The 17,556-nt window shown below is 49.2% G+C and carries 15 protein-coding genes and 1 pseudogene; 10 read left to right on the forward strand and 6 right to left on the reverse strand.

The window, feature by feature from the left end; all coding sequences use genetic code 11:
* Nucleotides 1-127 precede the first annotated feature (127 nt).
* Together bepA and arsC are read left to right on the forward strand one after the other, a co-directional pair.
* Entirely contained in the window at nucleotides 128-1,591 is a 1,464-nt protein-coding gene (gene bepA, locus GC128_RS16555; RefSeq protein WP_151995235.1) for a beta-barrel assembly-enhancing protease, read from the forward strand.
* An 11-nt stretch (nucleotides 1,592-1,602) separates the two neighbouring features.
* Nucleotides 1,603-1,959, forward strand: coding sequence for an arsenate reductase (glutaredoxin) (gene arsC / locus GC128_RS16560; protein WP_151995236.1), 357 nt, complete (start codon nucleotides 1,603-1,605; stop codon nucleotides 1,957-1,959).
* Nucleotides 1,960-1,999: 40 nt separating this feature from the next.
* Here the strand turns inward: arsC and GC128_RS16565 are convergent, their stop codons facing one another.
* The 3 genes from GC128_RS16565 to upp form a co-directional block, all read right to left on the reverse strand.
* Nucleotides 2,000-2,701, reverse strand: coding sequence for a DnaA inactivator Hda (locus tag GC128_RS16565; RefSeq protein ID WP_226812157.1), 702 nt, complete (start codon nucleotides 2,699-2,701; stop codon nucleotides 2,000-2,002).
* A gap of 99 nt (nucleotides 2,702-2,800) precedes the next feature.
* On the reverse strand, nucleotides 2,801-4,087 hold the full coding sequence (gene uraA / locus GC128_RS16570; RefSeq protein ID WP_151995237.1) for a uracil permease: 1,287 nt from the start codon (nucleotides 4,085-4,087) through the stop codon (nucleotides 2,801-2,803).
* Between the two features lie 84 nt (nucleotides 4,088-4,171).
* Complete coding sequence (gene upp, locus GC128_RS16575; RefSeq protein ID WP_034459132.1) at nucleotides 4,172-4,798, reverse strand: uracil phosphoribosyltransferase; 627 nt, start codon at nucleotides 4,796-4,798, stop codon at nucleotides 4,172-4,174.
* 214 nt (nucleotides 4,799-5,012) lie between these two features.
* Here upp and purM point away from each other — a divergent pair, with 214 nt between their 5' ends.
* The 4 genes from purM to ppx all read left to right on the forward strand — a co-directional run bounded on the left by purM (nucleotide 5,013) and on the right by ppx (nucleotide 10,504).
* Complete coding sequence (gene purM / locus GC128_RS16580; protein ID WP_151995238.1) at nucleotides 5,013-6,050, forward strand: phosphoribosylformylglycinamidine cyclo-ligase; 1,038 nt, start codon at nucleotides 5,013-5,015, stop codon at nucleotides 6,048-6,050.
* Entirely contained in the window at nucleotides 6,050-6,691 is a 642-nt protein-coding gene (purN, locus tag GC128_RS16585) for a phosphoribosylglycinamide formyltransferase (protein ID WP_151995239.1), read from the forward strand. Before purM ends, purN begins: the two co-directional genes overlap by 1 nt.
* 170 nt (nucleotides 6,692-6,861) lie before the next feature.
* Nucleotides 6,862-8,922 (forward strand): polyphosphate kinase 1, encoded by a 2,061-nt coding sequence (gene ppk1 / locus GC128_RS16590; protein WP_151995240.1) that lies wholly within the window; start codon nucleotides 6,862-6,864, stop codon nucleotides 8,920-8,922.
* A 40-nt stretch (nucleotides 8,923-8,962) separates the two neighbouring features.
* Nucleotides 8,963-10,504: an exopolyphosphatase gene (ppx, locus tag GC128_RS16595; protein ID WP_151995241.1), complete on the forward strand. Its 1,542-nt coding sequence runs from the start codon at nucleotides 8,963-8,965 to the stop codon at nucleotides 10,502-10,504.
* A 36-nt stretch (nucleotides 10,505-10,540) separates the two neighbouring features.
* Here ppx and GC128_RS16600 read toward each other — a convergent pair whose 3' ends face one another.
* Nucleotides 10,541-12,784 (reverse strand): sensor domain-containing phosphodiesterase, encoded by a 2,244-nt coding sequence (locus tag GC128_RS16600; RefSeq protein WP_151995242.1) that lies wholly within the window; start codon nucleotides 12,782-12,784, stop codon nucleotides 10,541-10,543.
* 348 nt (nucleotides 12,785-13,132) lie between these two features.
* Here GC128_RS16600 and GC128_RS16605 point away from each other — a divergent pair, with 348 nt between their 5' ends.
* A complete protein-coding gene (locus tag GC128_RS16605; protein WP_072009456.1) occupies nucleotides 13,133-13,321 on the forward strand; it encodes a YfgG family protein in 189 nt (62 codons plus the stop codon).
* Between the two features lie 73 nt (nucleotides 13,322-13,394).
* Here GC128_RS16605 and GC128_RS16610 read toward each other — a convergent pair whose 3' ends face one another.
* Nucleotides 13,395-14,306, reverse strand: a complete 912-nt coding sequence (locus tag GC128_RS16610; RefSeq protein WP_134184977.1) for a LysR family transcriptional regulator — start codon at nucleotides 14,304-14,306, stop codon at nucleotides 13,395-13,397.
* Between the two features lie 101 nt (nucleotides 14,307-14,407).
* On the opposite strand from GC128_RS16610, the gene GC128_RS16615 reads away from it, so the two are divergent.
* The 3 genes from GC128_RS16615 to GC128_RS16625 all read left to right on the forward strand — a co-directional run bounded on the left by GC128_RS16615 (nucleotide 14,408) and on the right by GC128_RS16625 (nucleotide 17,071).
* Nucleotides 14,408-15,517, forward strand: coding sequence for an alkene reductase (locus GC128_RS16615; protein WP_151995243.1), 1,110 nt, complete (start codon nucleotides 14,408-14,410; stop codon nucleotides 15,515-15,517).
* Nucleotides 15,518-15,581: 64 nt separating this feature from the next.
* The gene (locus tag GC128_RS16620) at nucleotides 15,582-16,142 is read left to right on the forward strand and encodes a DsbA family protein (RefSeq protein ID WP_151995244.1); all 561 of its coding nucleotides are present in this window, start codon (nucleotides 15,582-15,584) and stop codon (nucleotides 16,140-16,142) included.
* A gap of 38 nt (nucleotides 16,143-16,180) precedes the next feature.
* The gene (locus tag GC128_RS16625; protein WP_151995245.1) at nucleotides 16,181-17,071 is read left to right on the forward strand and encodes a DHHA2 domain-containing protein; all 891 of its coding nucleotides are present in this window, start codon (nucleotides 16,181-16,183) and stop codon (nucleotides 17,069-17,071) included.
* 91 nt (nucleotides 17,072-17,162) lie between these two features.
* Here the strand turns inward: GC128_RS16625 and tnpA are convergent.
* Nucleotides 17,163-17,435, reverse strand: a pseudogene (tnpA, locus tag GC128_RS16630) (IS200/IS605 family transposase); the annotation flags it as partial.
* Nucleotides 17,436-17,556: the final 121 nt, after the last annotated feature.

A 17,556-nucleotide genomic window follows, 5' to 3' on the forward strand; every position in this document is an offset into this window, starting at 1 on the left:
GGCGGTTTAAAATTGTCGCAGATAAGATAGGTCTCAGTCATGCGGTGGGCTACAGTTCATCTTTGTATGCGAACAAATTCACGTAATACATGTCGAAGATTAACTTTGATTAAACAGGACAGGACGTATGTTCAAGCAGTTGAAAAAATCGCTGGTTGCAACACTGATGGCAGCTTTGCTTGCGGGTCCAGTAACTCCAGCCTTTGCGGACGTTAGCGACCAACTGCCAGATATGGGAACTTCAGCAGGTAATACTCTGTCAATTGGCCAGGAAATGCAGATGGGCGACTTTTATGTTCGTCAGCTGCGAGGCAGCGCCCCATTAATCAATGATCCTTTGCTCGTGCAGTACATCAACAAACTGGGTATGCGTCTGGTTAGCCATGCCAACTCAGTTAAGACCCCATTCCATTTCTTTCTGATCAATAACGACGAAATCAACGCCTTTGCTTTCTTCGGCGGCAACGTGGTGCTGCACTCTGCGCTATTCCGTTATGCCGATAATGAAAGCCAGCTCGCGTCGGTTATGGCGCACGAAATCTCTCACGTCACACAACGTCACCTGGCGCGAGCCATGGAAGATCAGAAAAAAAATGCCCCGCTAACCTGGGTGGGTGCATTAGGGTCTATTTTACTGGCGATGGCCAGCCCACAAGCGGGGATGGCGGCGTTAAGTGGAACACTCGCCGGCACACAACAGGGCATGATCAGCTTCACGCAACAAAACGAGCAGGAAGCAGACCGCATCGGTATTCAGGTGTTACAGCGCTCCGGTTTCGATCCACAAGCGATGCCAACCTTCCTCGAGAAACTGCTCGACCAGTCGCGTTATTCATCTCGCCCACCGGAAATTTTGCTCACCCACCCATTGCCTGAAAGCCGTTTGGCAGATGCGCGCAACCGCGCCAACCAAATGCGGCCGGTGGTGACACAATCTTCAGAAGATTTTTACATGGCAAAAGCCCGTACGTTGGGTATGTACAACTCCGGACGTAACCAACTAACCAGTGATTTATTAGATAGCTGGTCCAAGGGAAATATTCGCGAACAACACGCGGCGGCATATGGTCGTGCGCTTCAGGCGATGGGCGGTAATAAATGGGATGAGGCCCGTAAGCTTTTGCAACCACTGCTTACCGCACAACCTACAAATGCGTGGTATCTCGATTTATCTACCGATATTGACCTTGGGCAAAATAAATTCGCAGACGCTATCAATCGACTGAAAAACGCGCCTGATTTAAAACAGAACCCGGTATTACAGCTTAACCTTGCTAACGCCTACGTTCAGGCAAAACAACCAGAGCAGGCGGCAACAATTCTCAATCGTTATACCTTCGCTCACCCTGATGATAGCAATGCCTGGGATTTGTTAGCGCAAACCGAGGCAGATTTAGGCAATCGTGATCAAGAGCTCGCTGCACGCGCTGAGGTTATGGCACTCGTTGGACGCCTCGACCAGGCTATTTCGCTACTCAGTAGTGCCAGCGCTCAGGTGAAATTGGGTAGCTTGCAGCAAGCCCGTTATGATGCGCGAATCGATCAGTTCCGCGAATTGCAAAAACGCTTCCTTCCGTATTCTAAGATGTAACAGGAGTTACGATGTCTACAGCCGTTTCTATTTATCACAATCCGCGCTGCTCTAAGAGCCGTGAAACGTTAAGCCTGCTAAAAGCAAATGGCGTAGAACCCGAAGTGGTGCTGTACCTGGAAACCCATCCGGATGCGGCAACCATCAAAATGTTATTGAGCCAATTGGGTTTTGCCAGCGCACGCGAGTTAATGCGTCAGAAAGAGGATTTGTACAAGGAGTTGAATCTGGTAGATAGCTCATTAAGCGAAGAGCAATTGATTCAGGCGATGGTCGATAATCCAAAGCTGATTGAGCGCCCGATAGTGCTGGCTAATGGCCAAGCCCGTATTGGTCGCCCGCCTGAGTCGGTGCTAGAAATTTTGTAGTGATAATGGCGGATGCCGCGCTGGGTATCCGCCAAACGAATTAAAGACTCAGAATCTCTTTCACAAACGGGATCGTCAGTTTACGTTGCGCCGTGATAGAAGCATGATCTAGCTGATCGAGCGTCATAAACAGCGTACGCATTTCGCGATCCAAACGTTTTAACAGGAACCGGCCCACATCTTCTGGCAGCTCAAAACCGCGCAGTCGTGAACGCAGTTGCAGGGCCTGAAGTTTGTCTTCGTCGGAAAGCGGTTGCAGCTTATAGATTTGGCCCCAGTCAAGGCGCGATGCGAGGTCGGGAAGTTGCAAATTGAGTTGGCGCGGAGGACGATCGCCGGTAATCAACAAACGGGTTTTTCCTGATTCAAGAATGCGGTTATAGAGATTAAAAATCGCCATTTCCCACAGTTCGTCGCCCGCTACACACTCGATATTGTCGATACACACAAGCGAAAGCTGTTCCATACCGTCCAATACTTCCGGAACAAACCAGGTGCGCTTATCAAGCGGCACATAGCCAACAGCTTCGCCACGTTGTGACAGTTCCGCACAGGCGGCATGCAACAAATGGCTGCGCCCTCCTCCCTCTCGCGACCAGAAATAGATATATCCGCTGTGATCCTGACGGAGCACGGACTGGAGTGCGGCGAGTAAAGAAGGGTTATCACCCGGCCAGAAACTCGCAAAAGTTTCGTCATCAGGCAAATAGAGTGGCAGTGATAGCTGTGCCGGCGTATTCAGAATTACCTCAACCATAACAGGCAGAAAAACGCAGAGAGTCTAACACAGAAATGAGGATCAATAGAACCGGGCGAACGCGCCGCCCGGCTTGAAGCAAAACTACGATTTTACGTCGTTTTCTTCAGCATCCAGCACCACTTCTTCCGGGCGCAGTACGCTGATAAGTTTGAAGATCAGGCTCAGACTCACGCCAACAACTGTCGCCAGCGCCATACCTTTAAGCTCAGCCGCGCCAATGTGCACTTTCGCACCACTCACACCGATAATCAGGATAACGGAGGTCAGGATCAGGTTTTGCGTTTTGTTGTAATCGACTTTTGACTCGATCAACACGCGAATACCGGATGCACCGATCACGCCGTACAGCAGCAGAGAAACGCCACCAATCACTGGAACCGGGATAATCTGAATCGCTGCCGCCAGTTTGCCAACGCAAGAAAGCAGAATCGCCAGAATCGCCGCGCCACCAATAACCCAGGTGGAATAAACACGGGTAATGGCCATAACGCCGATGTTCTCACCATAAGTAGTGTTTGGTGTCGAACCAAAGAAGCCGGAGAAAATCGTTGAAATCCCGTTGGCGAACATTGAACGATGCAGGCCTGGGTCACGAATCAAATCTTTCTTGACGATATTTGCCGTTACGACCAGGTGACCCACGTGTTCTGCAATCACTACCAGTGCTGCAGGCAGAATGGTGAAGATCGCAAACCACTCGAAACGCGGGGTGTAGAAGGTTGGCAGTGCAAACCAGTGCGCGTTAACAATTGGCGTGACATCGACCACGCCCATGGCGAAGGAGAGTGCATAACCGGCCAGCACACCGATAAGAATCGGGATAATCGCCAGGAAGCCGCGGAACAGAACCGAACCAAAGATGGTTACCCCAAGCGTCACCAGGGAAATAATAATGGTGGTTGAGTCAGGTGAAGTGCCATCAGCAGGTAGAAGGCCAGCCATATTCGCCGCAACACCCGCCAGTTCAAGGCCGATAACTGCCACAATCGCCCCCATTGCCGCCGGAGGGAACATCACATCCAGCCAGCCAGTACCGGCTTTTTTGACAATCAGCGCCACGATACAGAACAACACGCCGCACATGATAAAACCGCCCAGCGCCACTTCATAACCCAGCGGTAGGAGTAGCAGTACCGGTGAAATAAACGCAAAGCTCGAACCGAGATAAGCCGGGATCTTGCCTTTACAGATAAAGAGATACAGCAGCGTCCCAATCCCGTTAAACAGCAGCACCGTCGCCGGGTTAATGTGGAACAGGATCGGCACCAGAACGGTGGCACCAAACATCGCGAACAGATGTTGCAAACTTAACGGTATCGTTTGCAGCAGGGGTGGTCTTTCGCTCACTCCAATGGCGCGGCGTGTCATGTTGTTTACCTCTGAGTATGGTGGTGTTGTGTTTTAGTCAAAAAAAAGCCGACTCTCAAAGTCGGCTCAATTTTATTGAATCAATTATTTGGTACCGAAAATCTTATCGCCGGCATCGCCGAGGCCCGGAATAATGTATCCGTGCTCATTCAGACCCTGATCGATAGAAGCAGTGAACAGCTCTACGTCCGGGTGCGCTTTTTCCAGCGCTGCGATACCTTCAGGTGCTGCGACCAGAACCAACACTTTAATGCTGGTACAACCAGCGTTTTTCAGCAGGTCGATGGTCGCAATCATAGAACCGCCGGTTGCCAGCATAGGGTCAACCACTAGCGCCATACGTTCTTCAATGTTAGAAACCAGTTTCTGGAAGTAAGGAACTGGCTCCAGGGTTTCTTCGTTACGGTAGATACCCACAACGCTGATACGCGCGCTTGGAACGTTTTCCAGCACGCCTTCCATCATGCCCAGACCGGCACGCAGAATTGGCACAACGGTAATCTTCTTACCTTTGATTTGATCAATCTCTACCGGGCCATTCCAGCCTTCGATAGTGACTTTTTCAGTTTCCAGATCCGCCGTGGCTTCGTAAGTCAGCAAGCTGCCAACTTCTGAGGCGAGTTCACGAAAGCGTTTGGTGCTAATGTCGTTCTCACGCATCAGGCCCAGCTTGTGTTTGACGAGTGGGTGTTTGACTTCCACGATCTTCATACTCTTTCTCCCCGAGATAGTTGGCCACCATAAAAAAAATCGCCGGATTATACCGCTTTTTTAACACCGCGCCACCGCTTCGAGATCAAGTTGGGTGAAATGAGTATAGATTGATAATAATTACATCCCGCTGAATAAGAGGCTCGCAAACGTTTGCCTGCACTGTTAGAATTGCGGCGTTTTTTATTTCTAACCCATCCGCGGGGACTAAGCAGTGACCGACAAAACCTCTCTTAGCTATAAAGATGCCGGTGTTGATATTGATGCTGGTAACGCTCTGGTCGATAAAATCAAAGGTGTAGTGAAAAAGACTCGCCGCCCGGAAGTCATGGGTGGGCTGGGCGGTTTCGGTGCGTTGTGCGCGTTACCTCAAAAGTATCGTGAGCCTGTGCTGGTTTCCGGCACCGACGGTGTGGGTACTAAATTACGTCTGGCGATGGATTTAAAGCGCCACGACACTATCGGCATCGATCTGGTCGCGATGTGTGTGAATGACCTGATTGTTCAAGGTGCTGAGCCGCTGTTTTTCCTTGATTATTATGCAACAGGCAAACTTGAAGTAGAGACTGCTGCGAGCGTTATTTCTGGTATTGCCGAAGGTTGTCTGCAATCTGGCTGTGCATTAGTTGGCGGTGAAACGGCTGAAATGCCGGGCATGTACCATGGCGAAGATTACGACGTTGCTGGCTTCTGTGTTGGCGTGGTCGAAAAATCTGAAATCATCGATGGTTCTAAAGTCACTGACGGTGATGTGCTGATTGCCCTGGCATCAAGTGGCCCACACTCCAACGGTTATTCTCTGGTACGTAAAGTGCTGGAAGTGAGCGGTACTGACCCGCTGACTACAGAGCTTGAAGGCAAACCGCTGGCCGATCATTTACTGGAACCGACTCGCATTTATGTGAAGCCGATTCTGGAATTAATTGAAAACGTTGATATTCATGCAATTGCACACCTGACTGGCGGTGGTTTCTGGGAAAATATCCCTCGCGTTCTTCCAGACAACACGCAGGCGATTATTGCTGAATCTTCATGGCAGTGGCCTGCGGTATTCAACTGGTTGCAAAAAGCCGGGAATATCAGCCGTCACGAAATGTACCGCACCTTTAACTGCGGTGTCGGCATGCTGATTGCCCTGCCTGAGTCAGAAGCTGATAAAGCGATAGAATTTTTGAACGCAAAAGGTGAAAACGCCTGGAAAATCGGTAGTATCAAAGCTTCTGATTCCTCCGAGCGCGTGGTTATTGAGTAATGAGACGTATAGTGGTGCTAATTTCCGGCAACGGAAGCAATCTTCAGGCAATTATCGATGCCTGTAAGCTGAAAAAGATTAATGCCACCGTGGCGGCTGTATTCAGTAATAAAACCGATGCCTTAGGTCTTGAGCGAGCGCGTGCTGCGGAAATTCCTGCTCACGCGTTAACGGCTAGCCAATTCGCTGACCGCGCAGCGTTCGATCGTGAGCTAATGCTTGAGATCGATGCCTACGCTCCCGATCTGGTGGTGCTAGCAGGTTATATGCGCATTCTTAGCCCGGAGTTTGTCGGTCATTACGCAGGGCGACTGATCAACATCCACCCTTCTTTGCTGCCAAAATATCCCGGCCTCAATACTCATAGCCAGGTGTTGGAAAACGGCGATGAAGTGCATGGAACATCCGTGCATTTTGTCACTGAGGAGCTAGATGGCGGGCCGGTTATTCTTCAGGCTAAAGTACCGGTTTTTGAAGGTGATGATGAAGAAGACATCACCGCCCGCGTGCAGAATCAGGAACACGCTATTTATCCGTTAGTTGTCTCCTGGTTTGTCGAAGGACGCCTGGAAATGCGTGAAAATAGCGCCTGGCTGGATGGCAACAAATTGCCACCGCAGGGTCATGCTGCAGACGAATAAAAATTTAGGGGCTACGGCCCCTTTTTCACGCCTCCGCCCTACAACGCTTACTAAACTTCATCATGATTTGTCATACTTTACGGCCATCGTTGGACATTCCACGGCAAAGCTCGCCATAATGACAGACGTGACGGCATTTTAACGTCCACGAAAACGGAGTGTGAGGGCTAATGGGTCAGGATAAGCTGTATATCGAAAAAGAACTGAGCTGGTTGTCTTTTAACGAACGTGTGCTCCAGGAAGCAGCGGATAAAATTAACCCGCTGATTGAGAGAATGCGTTTTCTCGGCATCTATTCGAATAACCTTGATGAATTTTACAAAGTTCGTTTCGCCGAGCTAAAACGGCGCATTCTGATCAGCGAAGAACAAGGTACGGCTCCTAACTCGCGCCATTTACTCAACAAAATTCAGGCGCGTGTTCTAAAAGCCGATCAAGAGTTTGATGGGCTGTATAACGATCTGCTGCTGGAAATGGCGCGTAATCAGATCTTCTTGATTAATGAACGCCAGCTTTCCCCGAATCAGCAAAACTGGCTGCGACATTACTTTAAACACTATTTGCGCCAGCACATCACACCGATCCTGATTAACCACGACACCGACCTGGTGCAGTTTCTTAAAGATGACTACACCTACCTCGCAGTAGAGATCATTCGGGGCGATGACATTCGCTACGCATTGCTGGAAATTCCATCAGATAAAGTGCCGCGCTTTGTAAATTTGCCGCCGGAAGCACCACGCCGCCGTAAGCCGATGATCCTGCTCGATAACATTCTGCGTTATTGCCTGGACGATATTTTCAAAGGTTTCTTCGATTACGATTCGTTGAACGCCTACTCAATGAAAATGACTCGCGACGCAGAATATGACCTCGTGACTGAAATGGAATCCAGCCTGCTGGAATTGATGTCATCAAGCCTGAAACAGCGTTTGACCGCTGAGCCAGTGCGTTTTGTGTATCAGCGTGATATGCCTGATGCGATGGTTGAAATGCTGCGTAACAAGCTGACCATCACCAATTACGATTCCATCGTACCGGGTGGTCGCTACCATAACTTTAAAGATTTCATTAACTTTCCTAATGTCGGCAAAGCCAATTTAGTGAATAAGCCGATGCCGCGTTTGCGCCATATCTGGTTCGATAAATTCCGTAACGGCTTTGATGCGATACGTAATCGTGACGTGCTGCTCTACTATCCGTATCACACCTTTGAGCACGTACTGGAATTGTTGCGCCAGGCGTCGTTCGACCCAAGCGTGCTGGCGATTAAAATCAATATTTATCGCGTGGCAAAAGACTCGCGCATTATCGAATCGATGATTCATGCTGCGCACAACGGTAAGAAAGTCACCGTGGTAGTTGAGCTGCAAGCGCGCTTTGACGAAGAAGCCAATATACATTGGGCTAAACGTCTGACTGAAGCGGGCGTACACGTTATCTTCTCAGCCCCTGGCCTGAAGATTCACGCCAAATTATTCCTGATCTCTCGTAAAGAGGGTGAAGAGGTTGTGCGTTATGCCCACATCGGTACCGGTAACTTTAACGAAAAAACCGCACGTCTTTATACCGACTATTCGTTACTGACCTGCGATGCACGCATCACCAACGAAGTACGCCGCGTATTTAACTTTATCGAAAACCCTTATCGCCCGGTGACATTCGAGCATCTGATGGTTTCACCACAGAACTCACGCCGCCTGCTTTACGATTTGGTCGATAAAGAAATCGCTAATGCACAAAACGGCGAGCCATCTGGCATCACGCTGAAACTGAATAACCTGGTCGATAAAGGGCTGGTAGACCGCCTGTATGCGGCTTCTAGCTCAGGTGTAAAAGTAAATCTGCTGATCCGTGGCATGTGCTCGCTTATCCCGAATCTGGAAGGTATCAGTGACAATATCCGCGTAATCAGTATCGTTGACCGCTATCTCGAGCACGATCGCGTCTATGTGTTTGAAAATGGCGGCGACAAAAAAGTGTATCTCTCCTCTGCCGATTGGATGACGCGCAACATTGATTACCGCATCGAGGTGGCCGTCGCTATTCTCGACCCGCGCCTGAAACAACGGGTGCTGGATATCATTGAAATACTGTTCAGTGATACGGTTAAAGCGCGCTACATCGACAAAGAACTGAGTAATCGCTATGTACCGCGCGGCAACCGCCGTAAGGTACGCTCGCAACTGGCGATTTACGATTACATTAAATCTCTTGAACAACCTGAATAACGCACTATGTCGACTATAAAACTATGTTGATGATAAAAACATGCCGATAAAAAAACATGCTCCACGGCCGCAAGAGTTTGCAGCGGTAGACCTTGGTTCGAACAGTTTCCACATGGTTATCGCACGTGTGGTAGATGGCGCAATGCAAATCATTGGTCGTCTGAAACAACGCGTCCATTTGGCCGATGGTCTGAATGCTGAAAACGAGTTAAGCGAAGAAGCGATAGAGCGAGGGCTGTCGTGTCTTGCGTTATTTGCTGAACGTCTTCAGGGGTTCTCTGCGGAAAACGTCTGTATCGTGGGTACTCACAGTTTGCGCCTGGCCGTTAACGCCGAAGAGTTCCTTAAGCGTGCCGAACAAGTTATCCCCTACCCGATTGAAATTATCTCCGGTAACGAAGAAGCACGTCTGATTTTCATGGGTGTAGAACATACCCAGCCAGAAAAAGGCCGCAAACTGGTTATTGATATTGGTGGTGGCTCAACCGAACTGGTGATTGGTGAGGATTTCGAGCCAATGCTGGTCGAAAGCCGCCGCATGGGTTGCGTGAGCTTTGCACAAAACTTTTTCCCAAAAGGGAATATCACCCCCGAAAACTTTAAACGCGCTCGCCTCGCAGCTGTACAGAAGCTGGAAAACCTCTCCTGGCAGTACCGCTTACAGGGCTGGAATGTGGCGATGGGGGCCTCTGGCACCATCAAAGCGGCGCATGAAGTGCTGGTCAACATGGGCGAAAAGGACGGGATTATCACCCCTGAACGCCTGGAAATGCTGCGTGATGAAGTGCTGAAGTATAAGAGTTTCAGCACTATGAGCCTTCCGGGGTTATCGGAAGAGCGTAAAGCGGTGTTTGTGCCCGGTCTTGCGATTCTCTGCGGTGTTTTCGACTCGCTGGCCATTCGAGAGTTACGTCTGTCTGACGGGGCTCTGCGCGAAGGTGTGCTGTATGAAATGGAGGGCCGCTTCCGCCATCAGGATATTCGTATCCGTACCGCACAGAGTCTGGCAAACCAGTACCATATTGACAGCGATCAGGCTAAACGCGTACTGACAACGACTGAGCATATCTATCAGCAGTGGGAACTACAAAACCCAAAACAAGCTAATCCGCAAATGGCCGCGCTGTTGAAATGGTCAGCGATGTTGCACGAAGTTGGACTGAATATTAACCATAGTGGGCTACACCGCCACTCGGCTTATATCCTGCAACACAGCAACTTGCCTGGCTTTAATCAAGAGCAACAGATGCTCATCGCTTCTCTGGTTCGTTATCATCGCAAAGCAGTAAAAATTGATGACCTACCACGATTTACGCTGTTTAAGAAAAAGCAGTTCCTACCGCTAATTCAAATTCTGCGCCTGGGCGTGTTACTGAATAACCAACGTCAGGCAACAACCACTCCGCCAACATTGGTGCTAGAAACTGACGAGCACCAATGGACACTGCGTTTCCCACACGACTGGTTCAGCCTGAACACTTTGGTATTGCTCGATTTGGAGCGCGAACAGCAGTATTGGGATAACACACCAGGCTGGAAGCTTAAGATTGAAGAAGAAGCCAGGCCGAACACCACCGCCTGATTATTTACACAACCAAACGCCCATCAGGGCGTTTGGTTACTCGGTATCTCGATTTTCCTGAATGACAAGCTTCTCGAGCAAAAGTGGCCGTCCAACCAAATACCCTTGTATGTAATCAATCCCCAGACTTTGCACCGCTGCTTTGACCGCCTCGCTTTCAACATACTCGGCAACCAACTGCATCTTTTTCATCCGTGCCAACTGGCAGATTGAATCAACAATTTGATAATCCAGACTACTGGTCAATATATTCCGGATAAAACTACCGTCAATTTTCAGGATATCCGCGCTAATATCTTTCAGCCGCGCATAGCTAGCATATCCCGTACCAAAGTCATCAATAGCAATCCGACAGCCCATATTTTGCAACATAGTCAAGGTCGCGTTAGCTTGCTCAAGATTGGTTAATGAGTTGCTTTCGGTGACTTCGAAAATAAGCTGCCAGGGTTCAATTTTGTAACGTTCCAGTAGACGTTTCACTTCGCTCGCAAACTGCAAACGCCCTACAGAAGCGGGGGTGAGGTTAATGGAGAAACGGCTACCGGGAAGTTGTTTGCGATACTTACTCATGAACTTAAGCGTTGCTTCTAATACCCATTTATCGATTTTAGAAGACAAGCCAAACTCATGTGCCACCGGCAAAAATGCATCGGGCATAAACATCGCATCCCCTTCGTTATCCCCTTTCATGCGTAGCAAGATTTCATGATAAGAGTCACCACGAATACCTTCGATACGTTGCGCCATCAAGATGAAACTCCCTGAATCAATGGCGACTTGCAGGCGATTCATCATCGCCACTTTCTTTCTTACCGCATTCTGCACATGGTTTGTGCCTTGCTGCTGCAAGCTTTCAGGCTTTGATGTCGAAAGTGACAAATCAGCCATGGTGCTGAGCTCACCTAGCAGGAAGTAAATATGGGTGACAGGCTGGCGTACATAACAAAAGCTGATACCCACTTGTGGCTGCATCGGCATACCATCCCACATAAAGCGGAACTGCTTAACACGATGGTCAAGGGCGTCGATACGCTCATGATAAGAGTCATAGTTCAACCGAACAGCCAGCTCATGACCAGACAAGTGATAGACACGTTCGCTGGCGGTTAATATCGGATTCAGATATTCATTGAGTTGCTGCTTGTATTGAATACGAAGTTGCACCCCGTAATTACGACCTAAAAGCTCAAGTTCGGGCACGCGTAGAAAAGCCAGCGCTGAACAAGGATAACGAGATAAGTCACGATTAAGCGCGCGCAAATTGGGCATTTGAACGATGGGGTCGATAAAAGCAACACGGCGCGCCTTGCTATGCAAAAAGCGCTGACGAGTGGTGACAACAGCCATCAAGTATATGGTGATAGAAAACACTGCGTAACAGGATGAGGCTATGGCCAGATGGAGTTGAAAGCCCATATATGGCGGCAAATAGTTATGAAAACCGCTGCACAGGATCGTCAGTATCACCGTCCATGACGTGGTGATAAACAGAAAACCAAAGCGCATCGCTCCCCACAACATTAGCGGTAGAATCAGCGTTAATGTGTAATCCGTTGTGAAAATGGTGCTGAAATCATTGAAGGGCAATAACAGCAGGCTAACCAGTACGATGACCAACACAGCCCATAGCGTAATCTCGACTTTGGTCACGCCCGATTGCATTTGAGCCTTCATCCGCGAGAAAAATGAAAACATAAAACGTGGATTTCGGAACATACGAATGACGGAGTAAAAGAAAGGCATCCCCGTCAAACAACCAATCAGCACCGCCTGAAAATTAATGAGTGTCCGGGTGTGGAGAGGGTTTTCTGCACCGATATTGTTGGATACATCATACCAACCGAAGAAAACCCCTATCTGGTAGATAACTAGAAATGTTGCAGCGTTAACTAACACCAACCACAGCATGCGTTGAGCTGTAAGTTTGATAGCACCAAACATCACTGAGCCACGCCGTGGAACGAAAATACGGTAGCCACCCCAACTAATCGTGATAGGGACGATAAAGTGAACTACTGCCAGTAATGCAGCAATTTCACCTTTTAGAGGGACATATCGGAGGAGTAACGCAATAATAATTCCCGGCAGTGCTGCCCAACCGAAAACCATCAAAAACGCTGTCATTAACCCAAGTGGCATATAGACGAGGAATACGCGCCCTCCGTCCATGACGGTATTGGCATTACACCATTCGGCTATAGGGAAAAGTAGACTCGGCAGCACCAGAGGCAGTGCCCACCATTGATTTTTATACTTGTTATACCAGCTTGCCAGATACATTAGTTATCGCCAAGAACCCTGTCGTCCAGCTCGGGTAAGTTTCGAACAGGCTTCCAACCTGGCCGATAAAACCATATCGCTATGGAATAGAGTGCAGATTCTAGTTAGGGATTGAGTTACGAAGATGATCTAAATCAATTTCTTGATGGAGATTAAAGTCCAATAGTGAATAATTCACAAAAATAACTGTAGATATACTAATCAACTAATATTAAGAAATGTTTATATAACAGGGAGAAATGATTTAGTACGTTATTCACCGATGACCCGGAATTGACCTTAGGGCATCACTGTGTATAAATATCACCGTCGCCCGCGGTTGACGGGTAAACATCAAGGATCATTTGCGTGACACAGGTTACGAGTATGCGAAGACGACATAAGTTTAACAATCGTATGACCCGCATTATTCTGCTCATCAGTTTTCTCTTCCTTTTCGGCCGTTTTGTCTATTCTGCCATCGGTGCCTGGTACCATCATCAGGACAAAGTAGAAGCACAACAAAGTAGCCTGTCAGTGGATAGCACTAACCGGTAACGCCTTCTTTTAATTAAAAATTATAACACTGATAACCGCCAGTGGGATTTGTCACGCCTATTACCCGGCCGATTTATTCGTTATCCAACCAGTTGATGAAAAATTCGCTGAACATGGAAACCTGTAATGGCTGAAAGCGGCGCTGCGGGTAAACAAACTGTAGCCCCACCTGTTTTTTGTCGTGCCTACTAAAGCCAATGAAACTGTCTGCCAACAACACTTTCAGCCGCCCTTGTTCAACATCGCGTTTAACATCCCACCAGGATTTACTGGCAATACCGGCCCCGGCCAGCACCCACTGGCGCAAAAGTGCACCGTCGTCGCACACCATGGCAGGTGTAACGCGTGCACTTTGCATTTCCCCTTCAGCCTCAAAGCGCCATTCATTCATCAGCGTTCCACGACGCTCCATCACCAGGCAGCGATGTCCAGCCAGATCTTGCACTGAATGCGGTTCCCCATGGGTATGAAGGTAAGCCGGAGATGCCACCAGCACGCGATAGTTCTGCCTGATGACTTTCGTTACCAGATTGCTGTCCGGCAGGTTACCAAAGCGAATGCTCATATCGAGCCGCAAAGAAATCAGATCCACCACATCCTCGCTCAGATACAACGAACTTTTAACTTCTGGGTGCTGGCGAGAAAAATCGAGTAACGCAGGTGATAAATACTGACGCCCAAAATCAGACGGTGCTGCAATCCGTAACGTACCACTCAGAATGCCCTCTTTCTGCATCAGTTTCGATTCGGCCAATTCCACTTCCTCAAGCACACGCAGAGCGGCGTAGTAAAACTCTTCACCGCTACGAGTCAATGCAATGGCCCGTGTTGAACGGTTAAAAAAGCGCGTCTGATAGCGTTCCTCTAATGCTTTTAGTCGCGCTGTCATGGTCGCAGGCGACAAATTCATCCGCCTACCCGCTGCCGCCAGCCCACCGGCATCAACCACGGCAACTAGCAGGGTCATATCTTCGAGCTTACCCATTATTCTAATTTCCTGAATAGATAATCAGATTTCAATGCCATTATCAAAACGACAAGCAGGACGTAAAGTCAAGGCATCATAATTATCTCGGAGTCGAATAAATGAAATCACGTCACCTGTTTGAGGCCTCTCGTGTAGGAGCAGTTGAAACCCGTAGCCGTATTGTTATGGCGCCAATGACGCGTTCTCGTTCCGCGCAGCCAGGTAATATCCCTACGGCGATGATGGCAAAGTATTACCAACAACGTGCAAGTGCCGGACTTATCATTACCGAAGCCACGCAAATTTCGCCACAAGGTCAGGGTTATTCCTGGACGCCGGGTATCCACTCTCCGGAGCAGATTACCGGCTGGCGCCTGGTGACCGATGCCGTTCATCAGGTTGGCGGGAAAATCTTCTCGCAGTTGTGGCACGTTGGCCGCATGTCCCATGAAAGTTTTCACGCTGATGGCAAACCCGTCGCACCTTCTGCACTGGCTCCAGATGCGCAAGTTTGGGTCGTGGGTGAAGACGGCGAAGGTCGAATGGTGGACTGCCCCGTTCCGCGCGAATTAACGCACGACGATATTGGCCAGGTGATTGCCGATTATCGCCAGGCGGCGCTCAATGCCATTGACGCCGGTTTCGACGGCGTAGAAGTTCATGGTGGCAACGGATATTTGATCGACCAATTCCTGCGGCGCAGTTCCAACAAACGCACCGATGAATACGGCTGTAGCCTGGCAAACCGCGTGCGTTTTGCGCAAGAAGTGCTGGAAGCCATTAGTGATGCCATTGGTGCCGACAGAACAGGTATTCGTTTGGCTCCGTTTATTACCCAGCGTGGTATGGACGATCCGCAGGCTATTGAAGCGATTCTGGCACTGGCGGCCTGGTGTGAGCAAAAAGGCATTGCCTTTATCCATCTGGCAGAAGCCGACTGGGATGACGCACCTCAGGTGCCGTATGAATTCCGTGAAACGCTACGGGCGACTTTCAGCGGTGCCATTATCGTGGCGGGGAATTACACCCAGGAGAAAGCAGAAAAGTATCTGGCGGCAGGTATCGTCGATTTAGTTGCTTTTGGACGCCCGTTTGTTGCCAACCCTGATTTCCCGCGCCGCCTTGAGGAAAACTTGCCGCTGGCACCTATTAGCAATCACGCCGCACTGTTTGGCGGCAAAGAAGCGGGTTATACCGACTATCCGGTGTGGTCTTCAGACGAAGTATAAATCCGTTCAATATCTGATAAGTTGTTTCGCATACCAATACTGAAAACACAATAAAGGGATCGCTATGAGTCAAAACGAAAAACCGAATGCCCAGCCACTTGTCTTGGGTCATGGTCCACGTACATTTGAAGTTTTTCTTGAGCCGACCTGCCCATTCTCAGTTCGCGCTTTCAATAAGCTCGGCGCACTGTTGGAAAAAGTGGGTGAAGATAACGTCACGGTGAAAATTCGCCTTCAGTCGCAACCATGGCACATGTTTTCAGGTGTGATTGTGCGCTGTATTCTGGCGGCATCCACACTGCCAGAAGGCCGAGAAGCGGCGCTTAAAGTGATACAAGCCGTTGCCGATCATCGTGAAGAATTTGAGTTTACCGATCATTGCAGCGGGCCAAATATGGATGCTACTCCGCAGCAGATTATTGACCGTATCGAACGTTATAGCGGCGTGCAGTTGGCGCAGGCATTTGCTCATCCGGCATTGCAGAATGATATTAAGTGGCACAGTAAATATGCCCGCCAGAATGGGATTCATGTTTCACCGACCTTCATGGTGAATGGCCTGGTGCAGGCCGATCTCGGCAGCGGTGATGATATAAGCGTCTGGGCAGAACGAATTTTAGCTTAAGCCGCGAAGCACATAGAATTGTGAGCAGGAGAGATTAAATGATACATGTCTTTGGGCATTTAAATCCGGACAGCGATACCATCTGCACGGCCTATGTGGCTGCGCGTTGGCTAACGATTAAAGGGCAACATGCTCAGGCGTTTCGCCTCGGTGAGTTAAATAGAGAAACAGCCTACATTTTCCGCCATGCTGACCTGACGCCCCCACCACTGCTTAATGATTCTCTTGCTGGCAAAGATGTCTGGCTGGTTGATTTCACTGAACCCGCACAAGGGCCGGCCTCGCTCAATGAAAGCAATGTCGTCGGAATTATCGACCACCACCGTCTTGGCGGCCTGATCACCCAACTCCCTCCTGAAGTCTGGATTAAACCAGTCGGCAGCAGTGCGACATTGTTATGGCTGTTGATGACCCCTGCTCATCGTCATGAGATCTCCCCTGGTGAAGCCATTTTGCTATTGGGAGCCGTGTTAAGTGATACCGTCGCACTTCGATCACCGACCACCACTGAAGACGACCACCTGGCCGTTGATGAGCTCTGTGCTCTCGCAAAAATTGAGCGTGAGGATTTCATTCGTGATTTGCTGACGGCCAAGACAGATATCATCGGCTTGAGCGCGGATGAGTTGCTCAACAAAGACAGTAAAATGTTTGATATTTTGGGGAATAAAGTCCTCGCCGCACAACTCGAATTATATTCTCTTGCGCAGGCGGAGCCGCTTATTGATGAGCTTAAATCAGCCATGGATCTGCGTGTCACTACATCAGGGGCTGGGTTGGTTGTATTGATGCTGACAGATATCAGCACGGAGTGCTCAAGGCTCTATTTTGCTGGCCCGGCACTTGCCGATAACGCGCCCGTTACCATCGCCGGAATGTTAAGTCGCAAAAAACAGCTGCTCCCCTGGCTGCACACGCGGCTCGGTTAAATTGCATCGTAAAAATCCGCCTTCGTAGAAGGCAGCATTGCTTTGGCGCCCCATAGGGGCGTACTAAGCTCCAACCCGTAGGGTCTTCGCTTCACATTCCATTCAGACTTAATTGATTATCTTCTTGTTCGTGTTTCTCTTGGTACTTCTCATATTTACGGATCATTTCTGCATTCACACCTACGGTGTCCACACAGTATCCCTTCGCCCAAAAGTGATTTCCCCAGAGCTTATGTTTTCTTAAATAGGGGAATTTATTAAACAACCGTATCGCTGTTCTTCCTTTTAAGTGTCCCATCACTTCCGATACTGACAATTTCGGCGGGATCTTTACCAGCAAATGTACATGATCTAGGGTTTTGTTGAATAAATAGAATTTAGACAGCAGATCCTACTGTCAGTCATTTTCTCAGACAATCCGTACACTTTCTGGCATTCCTGCACGCGTCATTATGTTCAGTGCACGGACCATGGCCATAGCCTCA

The sequence above is a fragment of the Buttiauxella massiliensis genome, assembly GCF_902500225.1.
In the GTDB taxonomy this organism is placed as follows: Bacteria; Pseudomonadota; Gammaproteobacteria; order Enterobacterales; family Enterobacteriaceae; genus Buttiauxella; species Buttiauxella massiliensis.